The sequence below is a fragment of the Marinobacter sp. LV10MA510-1 genome, assembly GCF_002563885.1.
In the GTDB taxonomy this organism is placed as follows: domain Bacteria; phylum Pseudomonadota; class Gammaproteobacteria; order Pseudomonadales; family Oleiphilaceae; genus Marinobacter.
Map to the genome: position 1 here is coordinate 2,646,008 of NZ_PDJA01000001.1, position 16,098 is coordinate 2,662,105.

The window sequence follows — 16,098 nt, forward strand, 5'->3', positions numbered from 1 at the left end:
GTCAACCTATCAGCTCATTACCATCACCGATAACGATAGTCTTATCAGCTTCAGGTAGGAGCCTGAACAACTCGATCACGATTTGCCTGAGTTCTTCTTTTACTGGGCTATTTACTGCCAACCGCAACCCTTGATTAAGAACCATCCTTGCTCTCTCTCTATCAAGCCAGTCAAGAGTTTCGAACTCATCATTAAAACTATTCAAGTAACCAACTTCCATCTGGGCACCAAGCCCCTCATCTAAAATTGCCAAATTGAGACTTCGCATGCTGCTGATCAAATCTTGGGCTAAACTTACGTCTTTTTCCCTAATTACTACAGGCATTTGAGTCTTAAACTGCGACAGCAGAGCCTTCCCGTTCTGGTTATTAAACTCTTCACATGCTTCTTCCAATCGATAAAAGACCTCCTTCAACTCTTGCTCTACCTTCGGCCACTCACTAGACATTTGAAGCTCGTCAATTTTGTTTAAAACTGGCTTCAAACTTTCAAGTACGTCTTTCTTACGATCATAGTCATTTCTATTTTGATCGAAATGCCTTTTAACTTTATCAAGCTCAGCCTCAATCTCGGAAATCTTATCCTTATCTTCAACGATATCTTCTTGCCTAACAATAACAATAGCGTTTCGTGCCTTTTTAATTTCGCTTTCCAGCCAATTAGCACCAATCTCTTTCTGAGTCGTAGTGTTTGGTACCACTATTTCCTCAGTATGATCTAACGCTGGAAAATAAACTGACAGAGTCATACGTTCTGACCTATCCACTCTGACTGTCAGTTTCAGGTTGCTACCGGCAGGAAGCATTCTTGGAAGGTCTTCACCTGAAATTATCACATCATAAATGTGCTCATTATTAATTGCTGGCGTTCCATTCGCGCCGTAAGGCCCCTGATATAAGGGAATTTTAATAAAGTCATCTTTTAATCCGGGGCGAACTTGTTTTTGTGTTGTTAATTTATCAGCCATACCAATAGCAGGCGTACTTTGATTTTTCTCTAAACCATCAATGCTTTTGAATACTAAGCGGCCTGACGCTTTACTTTTTATCTCAATACCGATAAAGAAAGGTAGTGTTGCGCTTCCAACTTTCGCTCCTTGGATAATGGTAAACTCTGACGGCTCTGAGGCCTGTAAGTTACCCTTATCATCATAAGCCAGCACCTTGAACGCATTCGGCTTACCTTCCATCAGCTTTACTTCAACAACATCACCTATTCCGTCGACTTCAAGCTTACCGCTGGACCACCCTTCATCACCTCTAACGATCTCAATATATACACTTTCAGGAATTTCACCGGTCATTTTTTCTTTTAGCATTTTTACCGTAACGAACTCTTCGTCTTCAACTGAAGTTGTCTCATAACCGAAATCTAATTGTATTTTTGTATTATCCCTTGTTTTCTCTCTGACATCATCCGAAATAGATACTGTTGATGCAAACAATGCTGCCCCCCTAGAAACAACTGTCATCGGATCAACACTAACGTTTGGCTTTGTAATCTGCTCTGTAAGCATTTCTCTCAGAATAGAGGAATGCGTAGGGCCACCTACGAGCAATAAAGTGTTAAGAGATTTACCGTTCAATCCATTTCTTTCCAGCAGATCTTTACATATATCAATGGATTTCTGAAAAATCGGCCTAATAGTTGATCCAACCATATCGCGGGTTAGGGTAATGTCTAACTCGATATCGTCTCCATCATCATCTTTGGGAAAAACCTCTAAATCAGTTAAAATGTTGTGAGAATCTTTAAATGATAACTGTACCTTTGCCTCTTCCGCGTATTCTTTAAGACCATCTCTAAAAACACTCTTCTTATAATCATCGCCTAATATGGAGTTTAAATTGAATCGTTCGGAAATATAGGGAAATATTATTTCATCGACAATAGCTTCATCTAAAGTCTTACCACCTAGGTAATTATCTCCCTCCGTATCAATAACCTTCATTATCTGATCTTCAACTTTTATCAGAGCAGCATCAAATGTGCCTCCACCAAAGTCAAAAACCAGCCAGTAGCCATCCTCACTATCCTCGCTTAATCCATACGCCATGGATGCCGCTATGGGTTCTTGTAAAAGCTCACACTGGTTAAACCCCGCATGCTCAATCGCTGCCCTTAAGGTTGCATCTTTTTGGTTTATGGTGAACTTAGCAGGAACGGTTATTACAATCGCGCCAATTTGCTCGTCAGTAATAAACGACTTTAAGGTTTTAAGAACCTCAGCAGACAACTCTTCAGAGCTAAAATCTTTAGTCAAGTGGGAACTGTAATATCCCTTATCAGAGCCCATAGTTCGCTTGAATTCACTAAATGTATTTACTTCTAAAGAGTCCATCCTATGCATGGCATCTCTTCTTTCTTTCTTTAATGCGGTAAGTGCCGACTCACCAACACGGACAACCTTCTTTCTATTGAAATTTACACAAGAAGGCAGAGTATCGGCCAAAGTATCAGTCTTCTTTATAACAGCTTCACCTTGCTCCATTCTTGAGATAGCTGAGTTCGTTGTGCCGAGATCAATACCATAATCAATTTTGGTTCTAGACATTATTTAGGCTCCCTGACTTACTTCTATTTGTGCTGACTGTACCATTAAGCCTTGGTGATTTATTTGCGGCTTTATGACTCTTGATATAATTTGCTCGCCGGGTTCTAGATTTTCATCATCAACAAACTCAACCGACGCTCTGTAACCATTACTATACTTTTCACCCAGCATTTCCACTATTTCATATCCATTGGAATGAAAATTGTCTTTTATCCTAGTGACTGAAGCTGAAAGTTGCTTTAGGCCTTTTGTTTTTTTATCCATTCTGGAAATGTTGTGCTCTATTCTTACTACCTCATCCGCGACTTTTATAACTAAAGAATGATCCTTTTCTTTACCGGTACGATCTTGGCTTGAATTAACTGGATCTACTTTACTGCTAATTATTTCTAGAAGTCTGCCATCTAAACCTGCGTAACTTTCATCAAAATAGTTTTTTAAACCTCCAAGATTAGCAGAAAACTCTGATTTCTGGTGAGCTAATTTACGCTTAAAAAATATAGCTAAAAACATCAAAATCAAGGTCACAATAAAAGAAAATACTAAAAACAATATAATATATACAAAAATTTCCTCTCTTAATGACTCGGTATTTAGAACTAACTCATTTTTTACTCTTCCAATATCATCTTTCACATTTCCCTCTACGACATTTACTTTAGATCTTAAAGTATTTAAGTAGGAATCGAGAGTATTATATTTTGATTCGACAATTAAAATCTTAGAGTTCGTCTCATTTTGAGTAACTACCTGAGCCTTCGCTAACTCTTTTATTTTATCTTCAGCTTGATCTCGGTTATCTTCTATTATTTTTTCGATATTTATAACTGATTCAACAGTATCGTTTAGCTTATTAGTTAACACATCGAAGCTATCCGAATTTGTTTTATCATTCCTCTTAACGACAACCTCTAGCCATAAAATTTCGTTTTCTAATTTATTTATAAGCTCTTCATTATTTTTTTTATTAAAATATTGATAACTCAATAACTTACCATCCGGAATTATCACTAAATTATCACTATAAATATATTCGGGACTATATATCTGAAAAAATGACCCTAGGGGTGTTTTCAAGTCAACGGTCTCCGCCACTTTAGTGTTATCAGCTACTACTGGCGCAGAGCAAAAAATTATAATGAATAAAAAAATTCTATTAATCATTTGTCTATCACCTTGATGCATTTATCCAGTGTCGCGCGAATGAGTGTATTCACAATAGATGCATCCTTTAACAAGCACACTAATTTTGGAGATAATATATAATAAATCTTTATAAATACACGCCCGGCAAATGATTTTGAAATAACTTCATCCCTATATTTTCTCAACCTTACAACCTGGGGATGCTCATAATCACCATACGCCATGGTTGCAATATAACATCCTCCAGATGATTTTTTGATAGCACTATCCACTTGGAACTCTGTACTCGATACTGTATTTATATCTTCTCTTATTCTGCTTCGGACTTCATCAGTCATATCATAATCTAGAAGATCTTTCTCTAATCGCGTGAGGCTTACCACAATAACCTTGAATGACTGTAACTGCAGCTTCCCATTAATAACATCTTGCTGACTAGTGTTAAATATTTCTACCGCCCCGCCTCTAACTCTAGAAACAACACCGTCACAAATTTTCAAATAAAATTCGTCGCTCGATCCAAGTATATCCTTTATCTCGTTCAATTTCGGCTTAGTGCTAACTAAGAACTTTATCAGAAAGTCTTTAGTTATCGCCGATTCATCAAATATATTTATTTGATGCATTATCTCGTCAATAAGTCCAGATAACCTTTTCTGCAATTCTCTTTCTGGCAGGTCATCAACCCATTCTTTTATTACATTGTAATTATCATTAATTTTTTGTTTAATCCTGCCCGTGGGCTCTAATAACTTCGCCAGCTCTGCAACTTTTAATGCCTTCGCCCCCGGATCATTGGTCTCAGAATCCCTCCACTCATTGAAGTAATCAATAGAGCATTGCATTATTTCATCAGCTAAGCTGTCAACTGCCATTTGATATTTCATGTCAGCTTTTCCTAGCAGCTCTTTCAAAAACTCTACTTGATCCTTAGACGAGGAATATAGCTTTATTCCAACAATATCTGATTCAGCATTATTGTTTTTTCTTTTTATCTTGCACTCTTCTATTTGAGATTGTAACTGTTTAATCGGCTCATCTAAATACTTCCCAACCAAATATTTATTTACATAAGCTGGATAACTTGAAAATAAATTTATTATTGTTTTCGCTTTTCGAAATTTATTTCTACCAAGAAATCTCTCAACATTTAGTATAACATTATCAATAAACGTCTTAACAATAGATTCTTGATCTACAATCAGCCCTTCATCTACAAATATTTCAAAAAACTTGCAGGCATAGCCTGAACTGAACATTTTCCCTTTTAAATCCAGACCTTTCTTCAAAAGATTAAGGTCTAGCTGGCCGGTGACAATAGCGGATGCCATATAGATAGTTGAAATATTTTGATATGAGGATATGTTTTTAGTAGTCACACCCTCTTTTAGGGTTCTTTCCCACAAATCAGTCGCTTTTTCTTTATTTCCATCGATCAGATGACTTATAGCTAATTCATCGAAGGTACTCGATTCTAAAAACCAAAACAAAGCATATTCTATTTTCCTGTTCACTTGCTCTATCTTGTTTGCTGCTTCTTGAACAATCTCTAGATCTCTTTTTAAGTCACCTATGACTTTGAAGTCATATTCGAACGTTTTCGACTTCCCTACTTCAAGAAATCTATTTATGACTGATATCTGCTTTTGAATTTTCCGCTCTTTAGCGTTCGCTAGCAATCCTAAAACTCGGTATGGGTTTTGCTTTATTATTTCCATCTATTAAAATCCAACCCTTTAAAGACAATATAAATCGTCAATTGCGGTAACTGTCAAGCTATCTGTCGCCCATGCTCAATTCTTAAGCTGCAACCTCCATGGCAACCAGCGCCTCTTTTCGCTCCGGGTTTAAGGTGACCACCGCTGCCGGTGTCCAGTTGCGTGTATTGCCACTCCAGCGCTCTGGTTTTGCGGCTCGTGCGGCCTGATTCAGACTGTGCCGTTGTGCCAGAATCGCCGTGTCCTCACCGGAGTGGCGTTGTGCCGGTGTGACGTAACGCAGAGCGCTGTGGCGGTGTGTATAGTCATACCACTGGGCAAAGCTATGAACCCATTGTCTGGCTTCGGTCAGGCCTGTGAACTTACTAGCAGGGTAACCCGGCATATATTTACAGGTTTTGGACAACGCCTCAGAAAAAGCATTGTCATTGCTGACGCGGGGCCGGCTAAATGAGGGGGCGATCTGCAGGTCGCGTAACTTCTCCAGCAAGGTGACCCCTTTGAACGGGCTGCCATTATCCGAGTGCAGCGCCAGCGGTTGATTGATGATCTTCTCAGACAACACCGCACGCTCAATGACGGTGCGGGAGTTCTCGGCTGACTCGGCCAGAAACACCTCCCAGCCCACTACTTTGCGGCTGAAGATGTCGAGGATCATTACCAGGTAGTAATAGGTCCCTTTGGCCGGCCCGGGCAGCCAAGTGCAGTCCCAGGACCACACTTGATTGGGCGACGTGGCATGGTGGGTGGTTGGCGCCGGGTAAGTCTTACGAGCTTTGGTGCGACCGCGATGGGCCAGCTCGCCATGCTTTCTCAGCACGCGATAGAAACTGGATACCGAGGCGAGATAGAGCCGCTCTTCATCCATCAGTCGCACCACGATTTGATCCGGGGGCAGGTCCGCAAACTCAGGCCGATGGCACTGTGCGAGTATGCACGCTTCTTCCTCGGCGGTCAGCGCGTTCGCAGGCCTGGGTCGTTCGACAACAGAGCGCTGGTCTGTGTTGACGTCACCCTCCCGGGTCCAGCGTTGGTGCGTGCGAATGGAGATACCCAGGATTCCACACGCTGCGGTACAAGAGGCCCCATGTTGGCAGGCTTCAGAGATCAGTGTCACGGCTTTTTGGCGATCTTCGATACTGATCATGACTCCTCGTCCCCCCAGATCGCCCGTGCTTTTTTTGACAGTGTTAGCAGCGCCGCTGTCTCCGCCAACGCGTCGTTCTTGCGCCTTAACTCACGTTCAAGCATTTGAATACGCTTGCGCTGTTGCTTGGATTCGTCGGCCTCTCGTTGTCGCTCCTGGTGTGAGAGGCTGGCTGCCTGCTCACAGTCTTGGCGCCAGCGCTGAAGCTGTTCGGGGTACAGACCACGTTGACGGCAGTACATAGCGAGGTCTTCAGCGTTCATGGCGGCCGTCTCGACCACCGCTGCAAACTTGTCACGGGATGACCATCTATCCGCTCCCTGATCACGAGCATCAGGTAGGCAGCGGCCCTCAGCGCGCGCGGCCTTGCGCCACTTGTAAACGGTGGCAGATGAGATGCCTCCTTGTTCGGCAACCTCTTCCACGCTTTGGTTGTAAGGTGGCAACAATTTGGCCATAACGGCCTGACGTCGCTCTTCGGAATAACGAGGCATATCGATCTCCTGTCGCTCCCTGAATTATTAATAGAGTGTATCAGCGAGGGCGACATCTATCCTGACAGAGGGGGCCTCCTTACTGCTGTAGAAACCAATATAAGTATTGTCTAAAGGTTCAGGGAAATATCCAAGGTGCTCAATTGCACAGAATATTTCGTCCTCGCCATCTAACTCCCAGTAATAAAAACTCGCATCACAGTCGATTACCAAGCAAGTTACAAAAAACTGCTCGTCTATAAACTCATTTTTGTCAGCCCATCGGAAGCCTTTAATATCTTTACTAGCGAGCAGTGAAACAACAGTTTTTTCAAGAATTTGCAAACTTTCTTGATCATTCATAAAACTACCTCTATGAAAAATTTTCTCATCAAAAGCAACCTCACTAGTATATATACTGTAGTGGTCAACTAACCCCGGACTGTATCTTAAGTTTTTCTTCCGCGATCACAGGTGGCAAGCCGCCGTTGAAAGTATGAGGGCGCTGCCGGTTGTAGTAGTCCATCAGGTAGTCGCCAATATCTTTTCGTGTATCCGGAATTGATCGGTAACCGAGTGACGGAATCCATTCGCTCTTCAAGCTGCGAAAGACCCGCTCCATTGGGGCATTGTCCCAGCAATTTCCCCGGCGACTCATGCTTTGCTCCATGCGATAACGCCAGAGCCTCTGACGGAATAATCGGCTTGCGTACTGACTGCCCTGGTCCCAGTGGAACATGACCCCAGTCGGCTTTCCTCGTTGCTCATATGCATGATCCAGTGCTTTTGCTACCAGCTCGGCATCAGGCCGATCTGATAGCGCCCAGCCAACTACCCGGCGGGCGTAAAGATCCAGAACGACCGCAAGATAGCTCCATCGCTGACCAGCCCATACATAAGTGATGTCACCGCACCACACCTGGCCCAATGTCATCAACTTAAGACATTTCTCTAAAAATATCATATAATTAGAGCCCAACCATCAACGAGGAAATGCCCTATGGAGCACAATAAAAAAACAACGTTTGACAACCCAACCGACATTCTTTCCGAAAATTGTACATAAAATAACCAGCTTACTGAGCTGCCCCGAGTTTATTGCCCAGCATCGCACCCATCCGAAGCACTTTACCCGCAAACGCCATCTGACCTTCCGCAATCTGATCCTGTTTCTGCTGAATCAGCCCAAAAGCGCCCTGCAAACCGAACTGGATGCCTTCTTTCAGGCGCTCAATGGCTCGACCTTTGAAACCCAGGTGGTCACCGCCCAAGCTTTCAGCAAAGCCCGCCAGAAGCTCAGCGCGTCAGTTTTTGAGGCTCTCAACAGCGCCCTGCAGGCCCAGATGGATGAGCTGGGGCTGCACAAGACCTGGCAGGGCCTGCGCCTGTTGGCCGTGGACGGCTCCAGCATGCACTTGCCGCTGGAAGACCCACTGGCCCGGCACTTTGGTACCCACAACGGGTTGCCGGTGGCCCGAGTGTCGGTCCTGCAAGACCTGCTGTCCAATCAGGCTCTGCACACCCTCCTGATCACGCCGGATGTGGATGAGCGGGGCTGTGCCAGCATGCACCTGAAGCATGCTCCTGACCACAGTCTGATTCTGTTTGATCGGGGCTATCCCGCCCACTGGCTCTTTTCCGAGCTACAGCGCTGTGAACAGCAATTCCTGATGCGCCTGACACTGACCCATTCCCGAGAAGTCCGCGCGTTTGTGGATTCTGGAAAAGACGACGACACCGTCTCGATGACGTGCCGGCACGGGTTATCCCGACAGGTCTGTAGGCAGTCCGGCGTTGATCCGGACACGGCCCTCCAGATCCGGCTGATTCGGGTGACGCTGCCCACCGGGGAAACGGAAGTGCTGGCCACCTCACTCCTGGACACCGGGGCCTTCCCCGCCGAGCTCTTTGCCGACCTGTACCAACGGCGCTGGGGCATCGAGACCGACTACCGCCGGCTTAAGCAAACCCTGAGCCTGGAAAACGTCAGTGGCCGGACGGTCTGTGCCGTACAGCAGGACATCCACGCCTGCCAACTGCTCAAGAACCTGGCCCTGCTGATGCAGGCCCTACAGCAGCCCGACATTGAGCGCAAAACCGCACACCGGAAACTGGCCTGGAAGGCTAACTTCACCCAGGGCGTATCCCGCCTGAAGCATACCCTCGTCGCCCTTCTGGTGAGGCCCAGCTGTGAGGCCCTGGATAACCTGTGGCGCCTGTTGGGTAACAGCTTGAGTGCAGTGCGTCCCGGGCGAAGTAGCCCACGACGCCGAAAACGACTGGCCACCAAAGGCTGTGAAGGGTACAAGCCGACTCGCTGACCGACACCACCCCGGCGGCGTATAACAAGACTTCCTGACAGACTGTGCCGGCCACCGGTCGAATGGTTCTCGCCCTGAATAACGCTTAAACCGCTCTGACACACCGGCAAATACACCATTGACGGTCTTTGGCGCTGATTTCGGGTTAGGCTCTGATTTTAATCGCCTGTCGATTCAATAATAGGCTGTCTCACGATTGGCAATCTTGGTGACTCAGAGGATCATAATGGACTTCTGGGGCTTAAGTTGATGACATTGACACCTGGCCTGGGTGGCTGACGCTGAACTCACGATTCAGCCGGTTTGGTATGTCTGGCCTTTCCACAGCGCTCCAAACGCTCGCAACGAGCTTCCAGTTCCTGGATCCGCTGCTGCTCCGACGTAAAAGATCATCGTTTTCTGTTCATCAGACACCTCGTTTATGGTGGCGATATTACCACCTACGTTGGTGTCCGGAATCATTGAACCACTATAAGCAGCCAATATCTATTAACCAACACTTAAGCGCCAAGGGTGGGTCAGTTTTAAACTGGCGACATTACCGTTAAGTGGGTCAGTTTTGAGTTGGCGTTGAAAAAACAGAACAAGCTGTAATGATACCCCCCGGGTGCACCTCTGCAGAATCCGGCCAAAGTAGGAACTGGGTTTCATACTCATCCTTCAATTAATCGCTAATAGATGCCACCCCGGTATACCTTAGACTCCATCATTGCTTTACAACTTCGTATCCTTAAGGCAAGTTGGAAAAGTGCAATGAGCGGACGCATCGGTGGAGAGAGCTGGTGGCAAAAATCCGACATTTGAAACCGGACAATTTTTAACGCATCTTTATCACGTGTTTATGTAAATTTACCGGAAATTTTCGGTTTGGGCAGAACTCAGATTGGGCAAGGTCTGACATTAGAAACCGGACATTTGTGTGCCCACAAGTGGTCTAAAACGTATAGACAATGGTTTTATAAGGGTTTTTTATCTTTCACTCCAGCGGTCATAAACTGTTGATAAGCACACTTTATGTCGATTAACATCTCTTCCCGCCATGTGAAATTCGCGCCCTCCGAAGGCAGTGGTCACAGGTTCGAATCCTGTCGGGCGCGCCATATTTTTCAAGGTCTTACGTGAAAGCGTGGGGCCTTTTTTATTTCCTGTGTCCAAACGGTGCCCGTGTTGTGCCCAAAATTTTTCACTGCTTTTTCTTAACCCTGACGTTACGAACCCTGCCCTGAATTCGGAAACTCCCCTGTCGGGCACAGTAAACGCCGGCTTAACCAGTCGACACCTCTACCGATAGCCTAAAAACAAAACTACGCTGAAGAGGCATTGCCACCACTTGCGAACATGCTTGGCTGGAATACGCACCGATTTTCCAAATTCCGTTAATGATCACTTGGAATTGCTGAAATTTGGCGCAGTGTCAGGCGCATCCCAAAGCGTTTGAGAATCTGGTTAAGCGTTTTGACTGTCGCGCTTTCCGCATCCCGTTCCACGGCCGACATCGTATTGGCTGATAGTCCTGCAATCTTGCCAAAGCGTCCTTGGCTCAGGCCTGTCCATTCACGGCGCATACGCCGGATCGCGCCACCCAGTTCGAGGTCACCGCGGTCAAGCGCGGCAAAGATTTCTTCGCGTGCTCGGATTCGCTCTTCACTGCTTACGGGTTGCATGAGTTTTGGCATAGCAGTTACCTCGGGGCCGGGCCACCTTCAATCAGGGTGTTCAGAGCCATCAGCACTTCGCCAGCCAGATTCAGCTTCAACCTGCCGGCGTTGAGCATTGCTTCCGGCGCCCCGTTGCGTCTCAAGGCTTCGGTCATATTGTCCAGCTTTACCAGGTGATCCCTCAGGAGATCCGTAGCCAACTCAAGGTCACCCGCGTATTTAACAACAATCCCCACATAGTTCGGTTCTCCATTTAATTGTAAGAGTTCCCTTGGCCATCGGGTCGTCATGGCAATGCCTTCAGGATCTAGAACCATCGGCGCAACATCATAAGCGGGTGCGAGTTCAATATCCTTTCCACGTTTAATCAACGCGGTATTGCGACCATGATTGTCCTTATTGCCAACAGCAAAGTTCAGAAGATCGCGAGCAAGATAGTCAGCAAGCAGGGCATCCTTGGCTTGGGGTTTGGTCGTCTTCTCAATCAGAGCTTCGAGGATGTCGGTATGAACCAAAGCCGCTCCGTCGCCAATCTTCCCCATCATGGAATAAATGGACTCCACGCCATTGCGCACAATCACCCCGTCAACCACCTCTCGGTCAAAACGGGGCATCCATAAAGCGTATTGACCGTTGCACTCATCAATACGGGTGTTTTTAATGGAGTCGAAATTTCTTTGCTCGAGTGTCTTGTAGATGGCCGCTTCGCCCTTGAGCACGTTCATATCCGCCTCGGTCTTGCGCCCGCGTGGGAACTTGACCAGCCAATGCTCCTTCACTTCAGCCTCAGCGACGGTGCCTTCCAGCGCAAAATCGCCGTCATGGGTTTCAACCATCAGCAGTTTCGGGGCATCACCACCGGCACCAGTAGCGCCACCGATTGCAATACCAAGGTTGTGAGCGTGTTCAATCAGATTATCGGCGCGCCTGCAAACCTGCTCTCGCGTGAACCGCACAGCCGGCGCTGCCGCCGCCAGTCGTTCAGCGAACGCCTCAGCCGCTTCTTTGATTCTCAGATTGCCAATCGGCGCAATGCATCCCTCAGACAGCAATCGCGTATCAATGGTCTGCTCCGGATCACGGCTGTAACCCATCATTTTCACCCACAGACGCCTGCTGGCTCCTTGCGGAATAATGTCGCGTAATATGGGAGCAATTTCGCCATTGAGGTAGTCCCCGCCAAAATGGCAGGGCAGGTTCACACCCACTGCAGTTTTATCGATCAGGTTCTCCGCATTGAAATCACCCAGATATTCCAGGGCATTTACGGTGTATCTGGTGTCATAGGAGAAAAAAGGGTCGCCAAGCAATCCATTTTCGGGTTTACGGAACCGAACGGTGCCAGCATCGTGCCACTCATTTTCCCAATGTACTTGTAAAGTTAGATTCATACAGATTCCATATTCCAAGTATTCTTGTAATATTAGCAGATTGGCATTTCATCTCTACAAGTAAAGCTGTAATTTTGTTTTCAAGCATTGTTGGCGGGAAGCCATCTTTCGAGAAACCTGCGAACAAATGGGAAAGGAGTTAATCGAGTGCAAAGGAGAAGGCGATCACGTTCACCTGATTGCCAGCGTTCACTCTTAACATTCGATCTCGAATTTTGTGGGCAAACTGAAAGGAAAAAGCGTCTACGTCCTGCGCCGTGATTATCACGAAGAAATCAGTCCGTGGCTTTGGGACAGCCACCTTTAGAGTCCGAGCTATTGCTTTAGACACTCGCGTCAGGTAACGCCAACCCATTCGATGGCGCACGTACCACTAAGCACCTGGTGCGAGCTGCGGAAAATAAAACGGTTCTGCGTGCTCTGGGATCTCCCACTTTAAAGGGGATCGGCTACTGGTTTCGCTGAGCAAGCCATCTTCTTTTAGTTGTGCAAGTAAGCGGCGAGCGCTGCGTTCAGGCATCCCTGTTAGTTCAATGGCATCAGCCCTTTCCAGAGAGCCCGCCAGGAACGCATTGTAGAGTAGCAGTGCTGTTATGGGCTTGTGCTTACCGATCATTCCAGGAATGCGACCATCATTTCGAGCCTCGATATAACTTCGCATTCTAGCGCGCAACCCATCAAGAGCCAGCAAGTCCGTCATGTAACTAACTTGATCCAGCGCGATTTCCAGAATGAATTTGCAGAACAATGCCAGGCGCTCTTGGCTCAGATAGCCCCGACCGTCCGTTTCACCCTGTCGTGGGTAATCCGCTTGCGCCAGGGCTGCTTTATAGTCCGAAGACTGACGTGCCAGCCCTCGGCTTAGGCACCAGATGCCGTAGCTTTCCAGGCCTACCGCTCGGAAAAGGGCATCCGTCCATAACCGAACTACCCGACCGTTCCCGTCCATAAACGGGTGAATCCATAAAAAACGGTGGTGAGCGCAAGCTAAGCCGATCAGCCGGCTGTGGCCTGAATAGCGGGCGGATCGATATTCATTACAAAACCCCTCCATCAAGCTCACCAGCCCTTGGGCATCGGGAGGAATATGTCTCCCGACTTTCACATTCTGTTGCCGCCAGTGTCCCGGCTCAACCATTGCGACAACCCCACTCTCATCGTGTACTTGTCGTAAAGTCTCTGGAAGCCCCTCATAAAACCGACGGTGAAGCGCGAGAATAAACTCCGTCGAACAAACCGTTTCCAGTGTCAGTTCCTGGCCTTCAATCCATTCCTGAACCTTGATATGCGCGACCGATTCCAGCTGATGATCCCGTTTGACCGGATCTTCGCTGTAGTGCCCACGCTGGGCTTCCCGGATTTCATGGGGGAGCGTTCGATTCCCTTCGATGAGATTGGAGTAGTAGGAGTTAATGACGGACATGTGACGCCGGATTGTGTCGGCACTTTCGGTCGGCATCATGCCCGTCAGCCGTGCGGCCTGACGATCAAGCTGGGTCACCAAATCAAAAATCCCATGCCGTTGAAGCGCGGACTCTTGAGGAATAAAGGGAGTGATGTCGAGCTTTGATGTCATAACTTGGCCGGTTTAATGTCCGCTTTATTTAGAATTTAATACTCTCTATCTAATTATTATAGATCATTTTAATTATTTTTACTCAACCTGAAAAATAACCGTTATGGCCGGATAAATGGCCGGTTTATAGTGGTTTTTTGTCTCTGAAAATCGAGAGGTTGAATAGATGCGCCATATTCGTGAACCCAGCTCTTCAAAGTCCATCAGCGTTTCGCTGTCATCGGCACGGATATACATATCCAGCAAATGGCGCATCGCCGGTTCAAAGCGCTTCATGTTCACCAAATCGCCACTGCCCAGCTTCACCTCGTCGCGAACTTTTTCATAATAGGCAACCTGGTTGCGCGCAGACTCTGCATCCTGCGCGTTATAACCCGCATCCGACATTTCATTGGCTGCTCGCAGCAGCTTAGCCACGCTTTGGTAAAGGGTCAGGCGCAACGATTCTTTTTCGCCAATGTCATCTTGGTCAGCGCCCGACTCACCACAGAAATAATGGATGTAGTCTTGGGTATTGCACGGTGCTTTAACCGGTTCACACAGAGCGCGCACCATTTCCAGTGCGCTGTCTAAATCCTGCGTTGCCTGCTCTAACCGGTTTTTTAGCAGGCCGGCGACGTCTTCCGCGTCATAGCCATCAAACGCACCCTGGGTGTAGTCCGTAATCGCCTTGTCGAGTGAGCGAAACAGGTCTTTATAGTCAACGATGTAGCCGTATTCTTTGTCGTCGCCGTCCAAACGGTTGACTGACCCGACAAATCGCCTGAAACAGATTGTGATCAAGCATTTGTTTGTCGATGTAAAGATAGGTCGCCGAAGGCGCATCAAACCCGGTTAGCAGTTTATCCACCACAATAAGCAGGCGCATTTGGCCCGGCTCGTCCACAAACCGCTTCTTGACCTCTAGCTCAAACTCGGCAACCCGGGCCGCCGCTTTGTCTTCAGGCTGTTCAAAATAATCCGCCAGCATTTTGCGGTAAATGTCGTACTTGAACAGTTTTTCGGTTAAGCCCTCGCCGGTTTCTTCGCCTTTTATGCTGGCCGCTGTTGGCTGAAAGCTGGTGACAATCGCCACTTTACCGGCCAAATCCGACTGACTGAACATTTCATAAGCTTTGCAGGCCTGATAAACACTAGAACACACCAGCATCGCATTGCCGTAACCGCTCATCAGGCGCGGCTTGGTGTCTATATCCAGCAGAATATCGTTCACAATTTGCTGTAGGCGAGACTTGCTGGACAGCACCTTTTGCAGGGTGCCCCATTTTTGCTTCAGCTGAGTTTTGCCCAGGTTGGACAAGCCGCGGGTTTTGGCCTCAAACCAGTCATCCACCTTTTTTTGCGAGGTTACGTGTTGGTCAATATCGCGGGCTTCGTAGCGTAAATCCAGCACCACACCGTCGGCCACCGCTTCATCAAACTTGTAGGTGTGGATGTAAGAGCCAAACACTTCGATGGACTTTTCTTGTCTTTTTTCATCAGTGGCGTGCCGGTAAAACCGACGAACATCGCCTCTGGCAGAATCACTTTCATGGCGTCGTGCAATTTGCCCGACTGGGTGCGGTGGCATTCATCCACAAACACAAACAGATCGCCCTTCGCCTTAAAGTCTGTCGGCAAGGACTGCCGCAACTCGTGAATAAAGGCGTCCGTGGCGGCATTGTCAGCACGGTCGGACTGGCGACCAAACTTGTGCACTAAGGAACAGGCCAGCCAAGGCGTGGGTTGGTTCAGGGTAGCAATCAAATCAGCACCGCTTTTGGTACGGTAGATGTCTTCGTCTACACCGGTGAATACTTTTTCAATTTGCTCATCCAGCTCGCTGCGGTCGGTTATGATCAGTACACGGCCGCCTTTCACATGTTCCCGTATCCACTTCGCCAGCCACACCATCGTCAGACTTTTACCCGAGCCTTGGGCATGCCAGATAATACCGCCTTCACGTTTTGCCACGCGTTGCTTGGCCGCCTCCACGCCAAAAAACTGATTTTGGCGGCAGGTTTTCTTTACGCCCGCGTCAAATACCATAAAGTCATGAATAATCTGTAAAAAACGATGCTTGTTACAGGTGCGACGTGAACTACCAACACTAAATCGAAGATTTTGAATTGGCA

Annotated in this window: 12 protein-coding genes and 2 pseudogenes; 2 read left to right on the top strand and 12 right to left on the bottom strand. The window is 47.1% G+C overall.

Features of this window, described 5'->3' with window-relative positions:
* Nucleotide 1: 1 nt before the first annotated feature.
* The 6 genes and pseudogenes from ATI45_RS12695 to ATI45_RS12720 form a co-directional block, all read right to left on the bottom strand.
* Nucleotides 2-2,554, bottom strand: coding sequence for an Hsp70 family protein (locus ATI45_RS12695; RefSeq protein WP_098419802.1), 2,553 nt, complete (start codon nt 2,552-2,554; stop codon nt 2-4).
* Nucleotides 2,555-2,557: 3 nt separating this feature from the next.
* Nucleotides 2,558-3,718, bottom strand: coding sequence for a hypothetical protein (locus ATI45_RS12700; RefSeq protein ID WP_098419803.1), 1,161 nt, complete (start codon nt 3,716-3,718; stop codon nt 2,558-2,560).
* Nucleotides 3,715-5,418: a CFI-box-CTERM domain-containing protein gene (locus tag ATI45_RS12705; RefSeq protein ID WP_098419804.1), complete on the bottom strand. Its 1,704-nt coding sequence runs from the start codon at nt 5,416-5,418 to the stop codon at nt 3,715-3,717. The genes ATI45_RS12700 and ATI45_RS12705 overlap by 4 nt, the downstream gene beginning before the upstream one ends.
* An 82-nt stretch (nt 5,419-5,500) precedes the next feature.
* A pseudogene (locus ATI45_RS12710) lies at nt 5,501-7,059 on the bottom strand (IS3 family transposase).
* 27 nt (nt 7,060-7,086) lie between these two features.
* Nucleotides 7,087-7,401 carry a hypothetical protein gene (locus ATI45_RS12715; RefSeq protein ID WP_098419805.1) on the bottom strand — a complete coding sequence of 105 codons (315 nt, stop codon included), beginning with the start codon at nt 7,399-7,401 and terminating at the stop codon, nt 7,087-7,089.
* A gap of 64 nt (nt 7,402-7,465) precedes the next feature.
* Nucleotides 7,466-7,993 (bottom strand): annotated as a pseudogene (locus ATI45_RS12720) (IS3 family transposase); the annotation flags it as partial.
* Nucleotides 7,994-8,063: 70 nt separating this feature from the next.
* On the opposite strand from ATI45_RS12720, the gene ATI45_RS12725 reads away from it, so the two are divergent.
* Nucleotides 8,064-9,359, top strand: coding sequence for an IS4 family transposase (locus tag ATI45_RS12725; protein ID WP_098419806.1), 1,296 nt, complete (start codon nt 8,064-8,066; stop codon nt 9,357-9,359).
* A 1,376-nt stretch (nt 9,360-10,735) separates the two neighbouring features.
* Here the strand turns inward: ATI45_RS12725 and ATI45_RS12730 are convergent.
* Complete coding sequence (locus ATI45_RS12730; protein ID WP_098419807.1) at nt 10,736-11,035, bottom strand: helix-turn-helix domain-containing protein; 300 nt, start codon at nt 11,033-11,035, stop codon at nt 10,736-10,738.
* A 5-nt stretch (nt 11,036-11,040) separates the two neighbouring features.
* Nucleotides 11,041-12,408, bottom strand: coding sequence for a HipA domain-containing protein (locus tag ATI45_RS12735; protein WP_098419808.1), 1,368 nt, complete (start codon nt 12,406-12,408; stop codon nt 11,041-11,043).
* A 103-nt stretch (nt 12,409-12,511) separates the two neighbouring features.
* Here ATI45_RS12735 and ATI45_RS22690 point away from each other — a divergent pair, with 103 nt between their 5' ends.
* Nucleotides 12,512-12,607 carry a hypothetical protein gene (locus tag ATI45_RS22690; RefSeq protein WP_228706248.1) on the top strand — a complete coding sequence of 32 codons (96 nt, stop codon included), beginning with the start codon at nt 12,512-12,514 and terminating at the stop codon, nt 12,605-12,607.
* Between the two features lie 174 nt (nt 12,608-12,781).
* Here the strand turns inward: ATI45_RS22690 and ATI45_RS12745 are convergent, their stop codons facing one another.
* From ATI45_RS12745 to ATI45_RS23055, 4 genes are all read right to left on the bottom strand, one after another.
* Nucleotides 12,782-13,984, bottom strand: a complete 1,203-nt coding sequence (locus ATI45_RS12745) for a Fic family protein (RefSeq protein WP_098419809.1) — start codon at nt 13,982-13,984, stop codon at nt 12,782-12,784.
* Nucleotides 13,985-14,062: 78 nt separating this feature from the next.
* A complete protein-coding gene (locus tag ATI45_RS22695) occupies nt 14,063-14,722 on the bottom strand; it encodes a hypothetical protein (protein WP_228706022.1) in 660 nt (219 codons plus the stop codon).
* Complete coding sequence (locus ATI45_RS23050) at nt 14,685-15,434, bottom strand: type I restriction enzyme subunit R domain-containing protein (RefSeq protein ID WP_267284058.1); 750 nt, start codon at nt 15,432-15,434, stop codon at nt 14,685-14,687. Before ATI45_RS23050 ends, ATI45_RS22695 begins: the two co-directional genes overlap by 38 nt.
* Nucleotides 15,332-16,012 carry a DEAD/DEAH box helicase family protein gene (locus tag ATI45_RS23055; protein ID WP_267283827.1) on the bottom strand — a complete coding sequence of 227 codons (681 nt, stop codon included), beginning with the start codon at nt 16,010-16,012 and terminating at the stop codon, nt 15,332-15,334. The genes ATI45_RS23050 and ATI45_RS23055 overlap by 103 nt, the downstream gene beginning before the upstream one ends.
* Nucleotides 16,013-16,098: the final 86 nt, after the last annotated feature.

Bases quoted from the DNA above. Each gene is read 5' to 3' on its own strand.
- ATI45_RS12730 (WP_098419807.1), bottom strand. From the start codon at position 11,035: ATGCCAAAACTCATGCAACCCGTAAGCAGTGAAGAGCGAATCCGAGCA.
- ATI45_RS12715 (WP_098419805.1), bottom strand. From the start codon at position 7,401: ATGAATGATCAAGAAAGTTTGCAAATTCTTGAAAAAACTGTTGTTTCA.
- ATI45_RS23055 (WP_267283827.1), bottom strand. From the start codon at position 16,012: ATGGTATTTGACGCGGGCGTAAAGAAAACCTGCCGCCAAAATCAGTTT.
- ATI45_RS12745 (WP_098419809.1), bottom strand. From the start codon at position 13,984: ATGACATCAAAGCTCGACATCACTCCCTTTATTCCTCAAGAGTCCGCG.
- ATI45_RS12705 (WP_098419804.1), bottom strand. From the start codon at position 5,418: ATGGAAATAATAAAGCAAAACCCATACCGAGTTTTAGGATTGCTAGCG.
- ATI45_RS12695 (WP_098419802.1), bottom strand. From the start codon at position 2,554: ATGTCTAGAACCAAAATTGATTATGGTATTGATCTCGGCACAACGAAC.
- ATI45_RS12735 (WP_098419808.1), bottom strand. From the start codon at position 12,408: ATGAATCTAACTTTACAAGTACATTGGGAAAATGAGTGGCACGATGCT.
- ATI45_RS12700 (WP_098419803.1), bottom strand. From the start codon at position 3,718: ATGATTAATAGAATTTTTTTATTCATTATAATTTTTTGCTCTGCGCCA.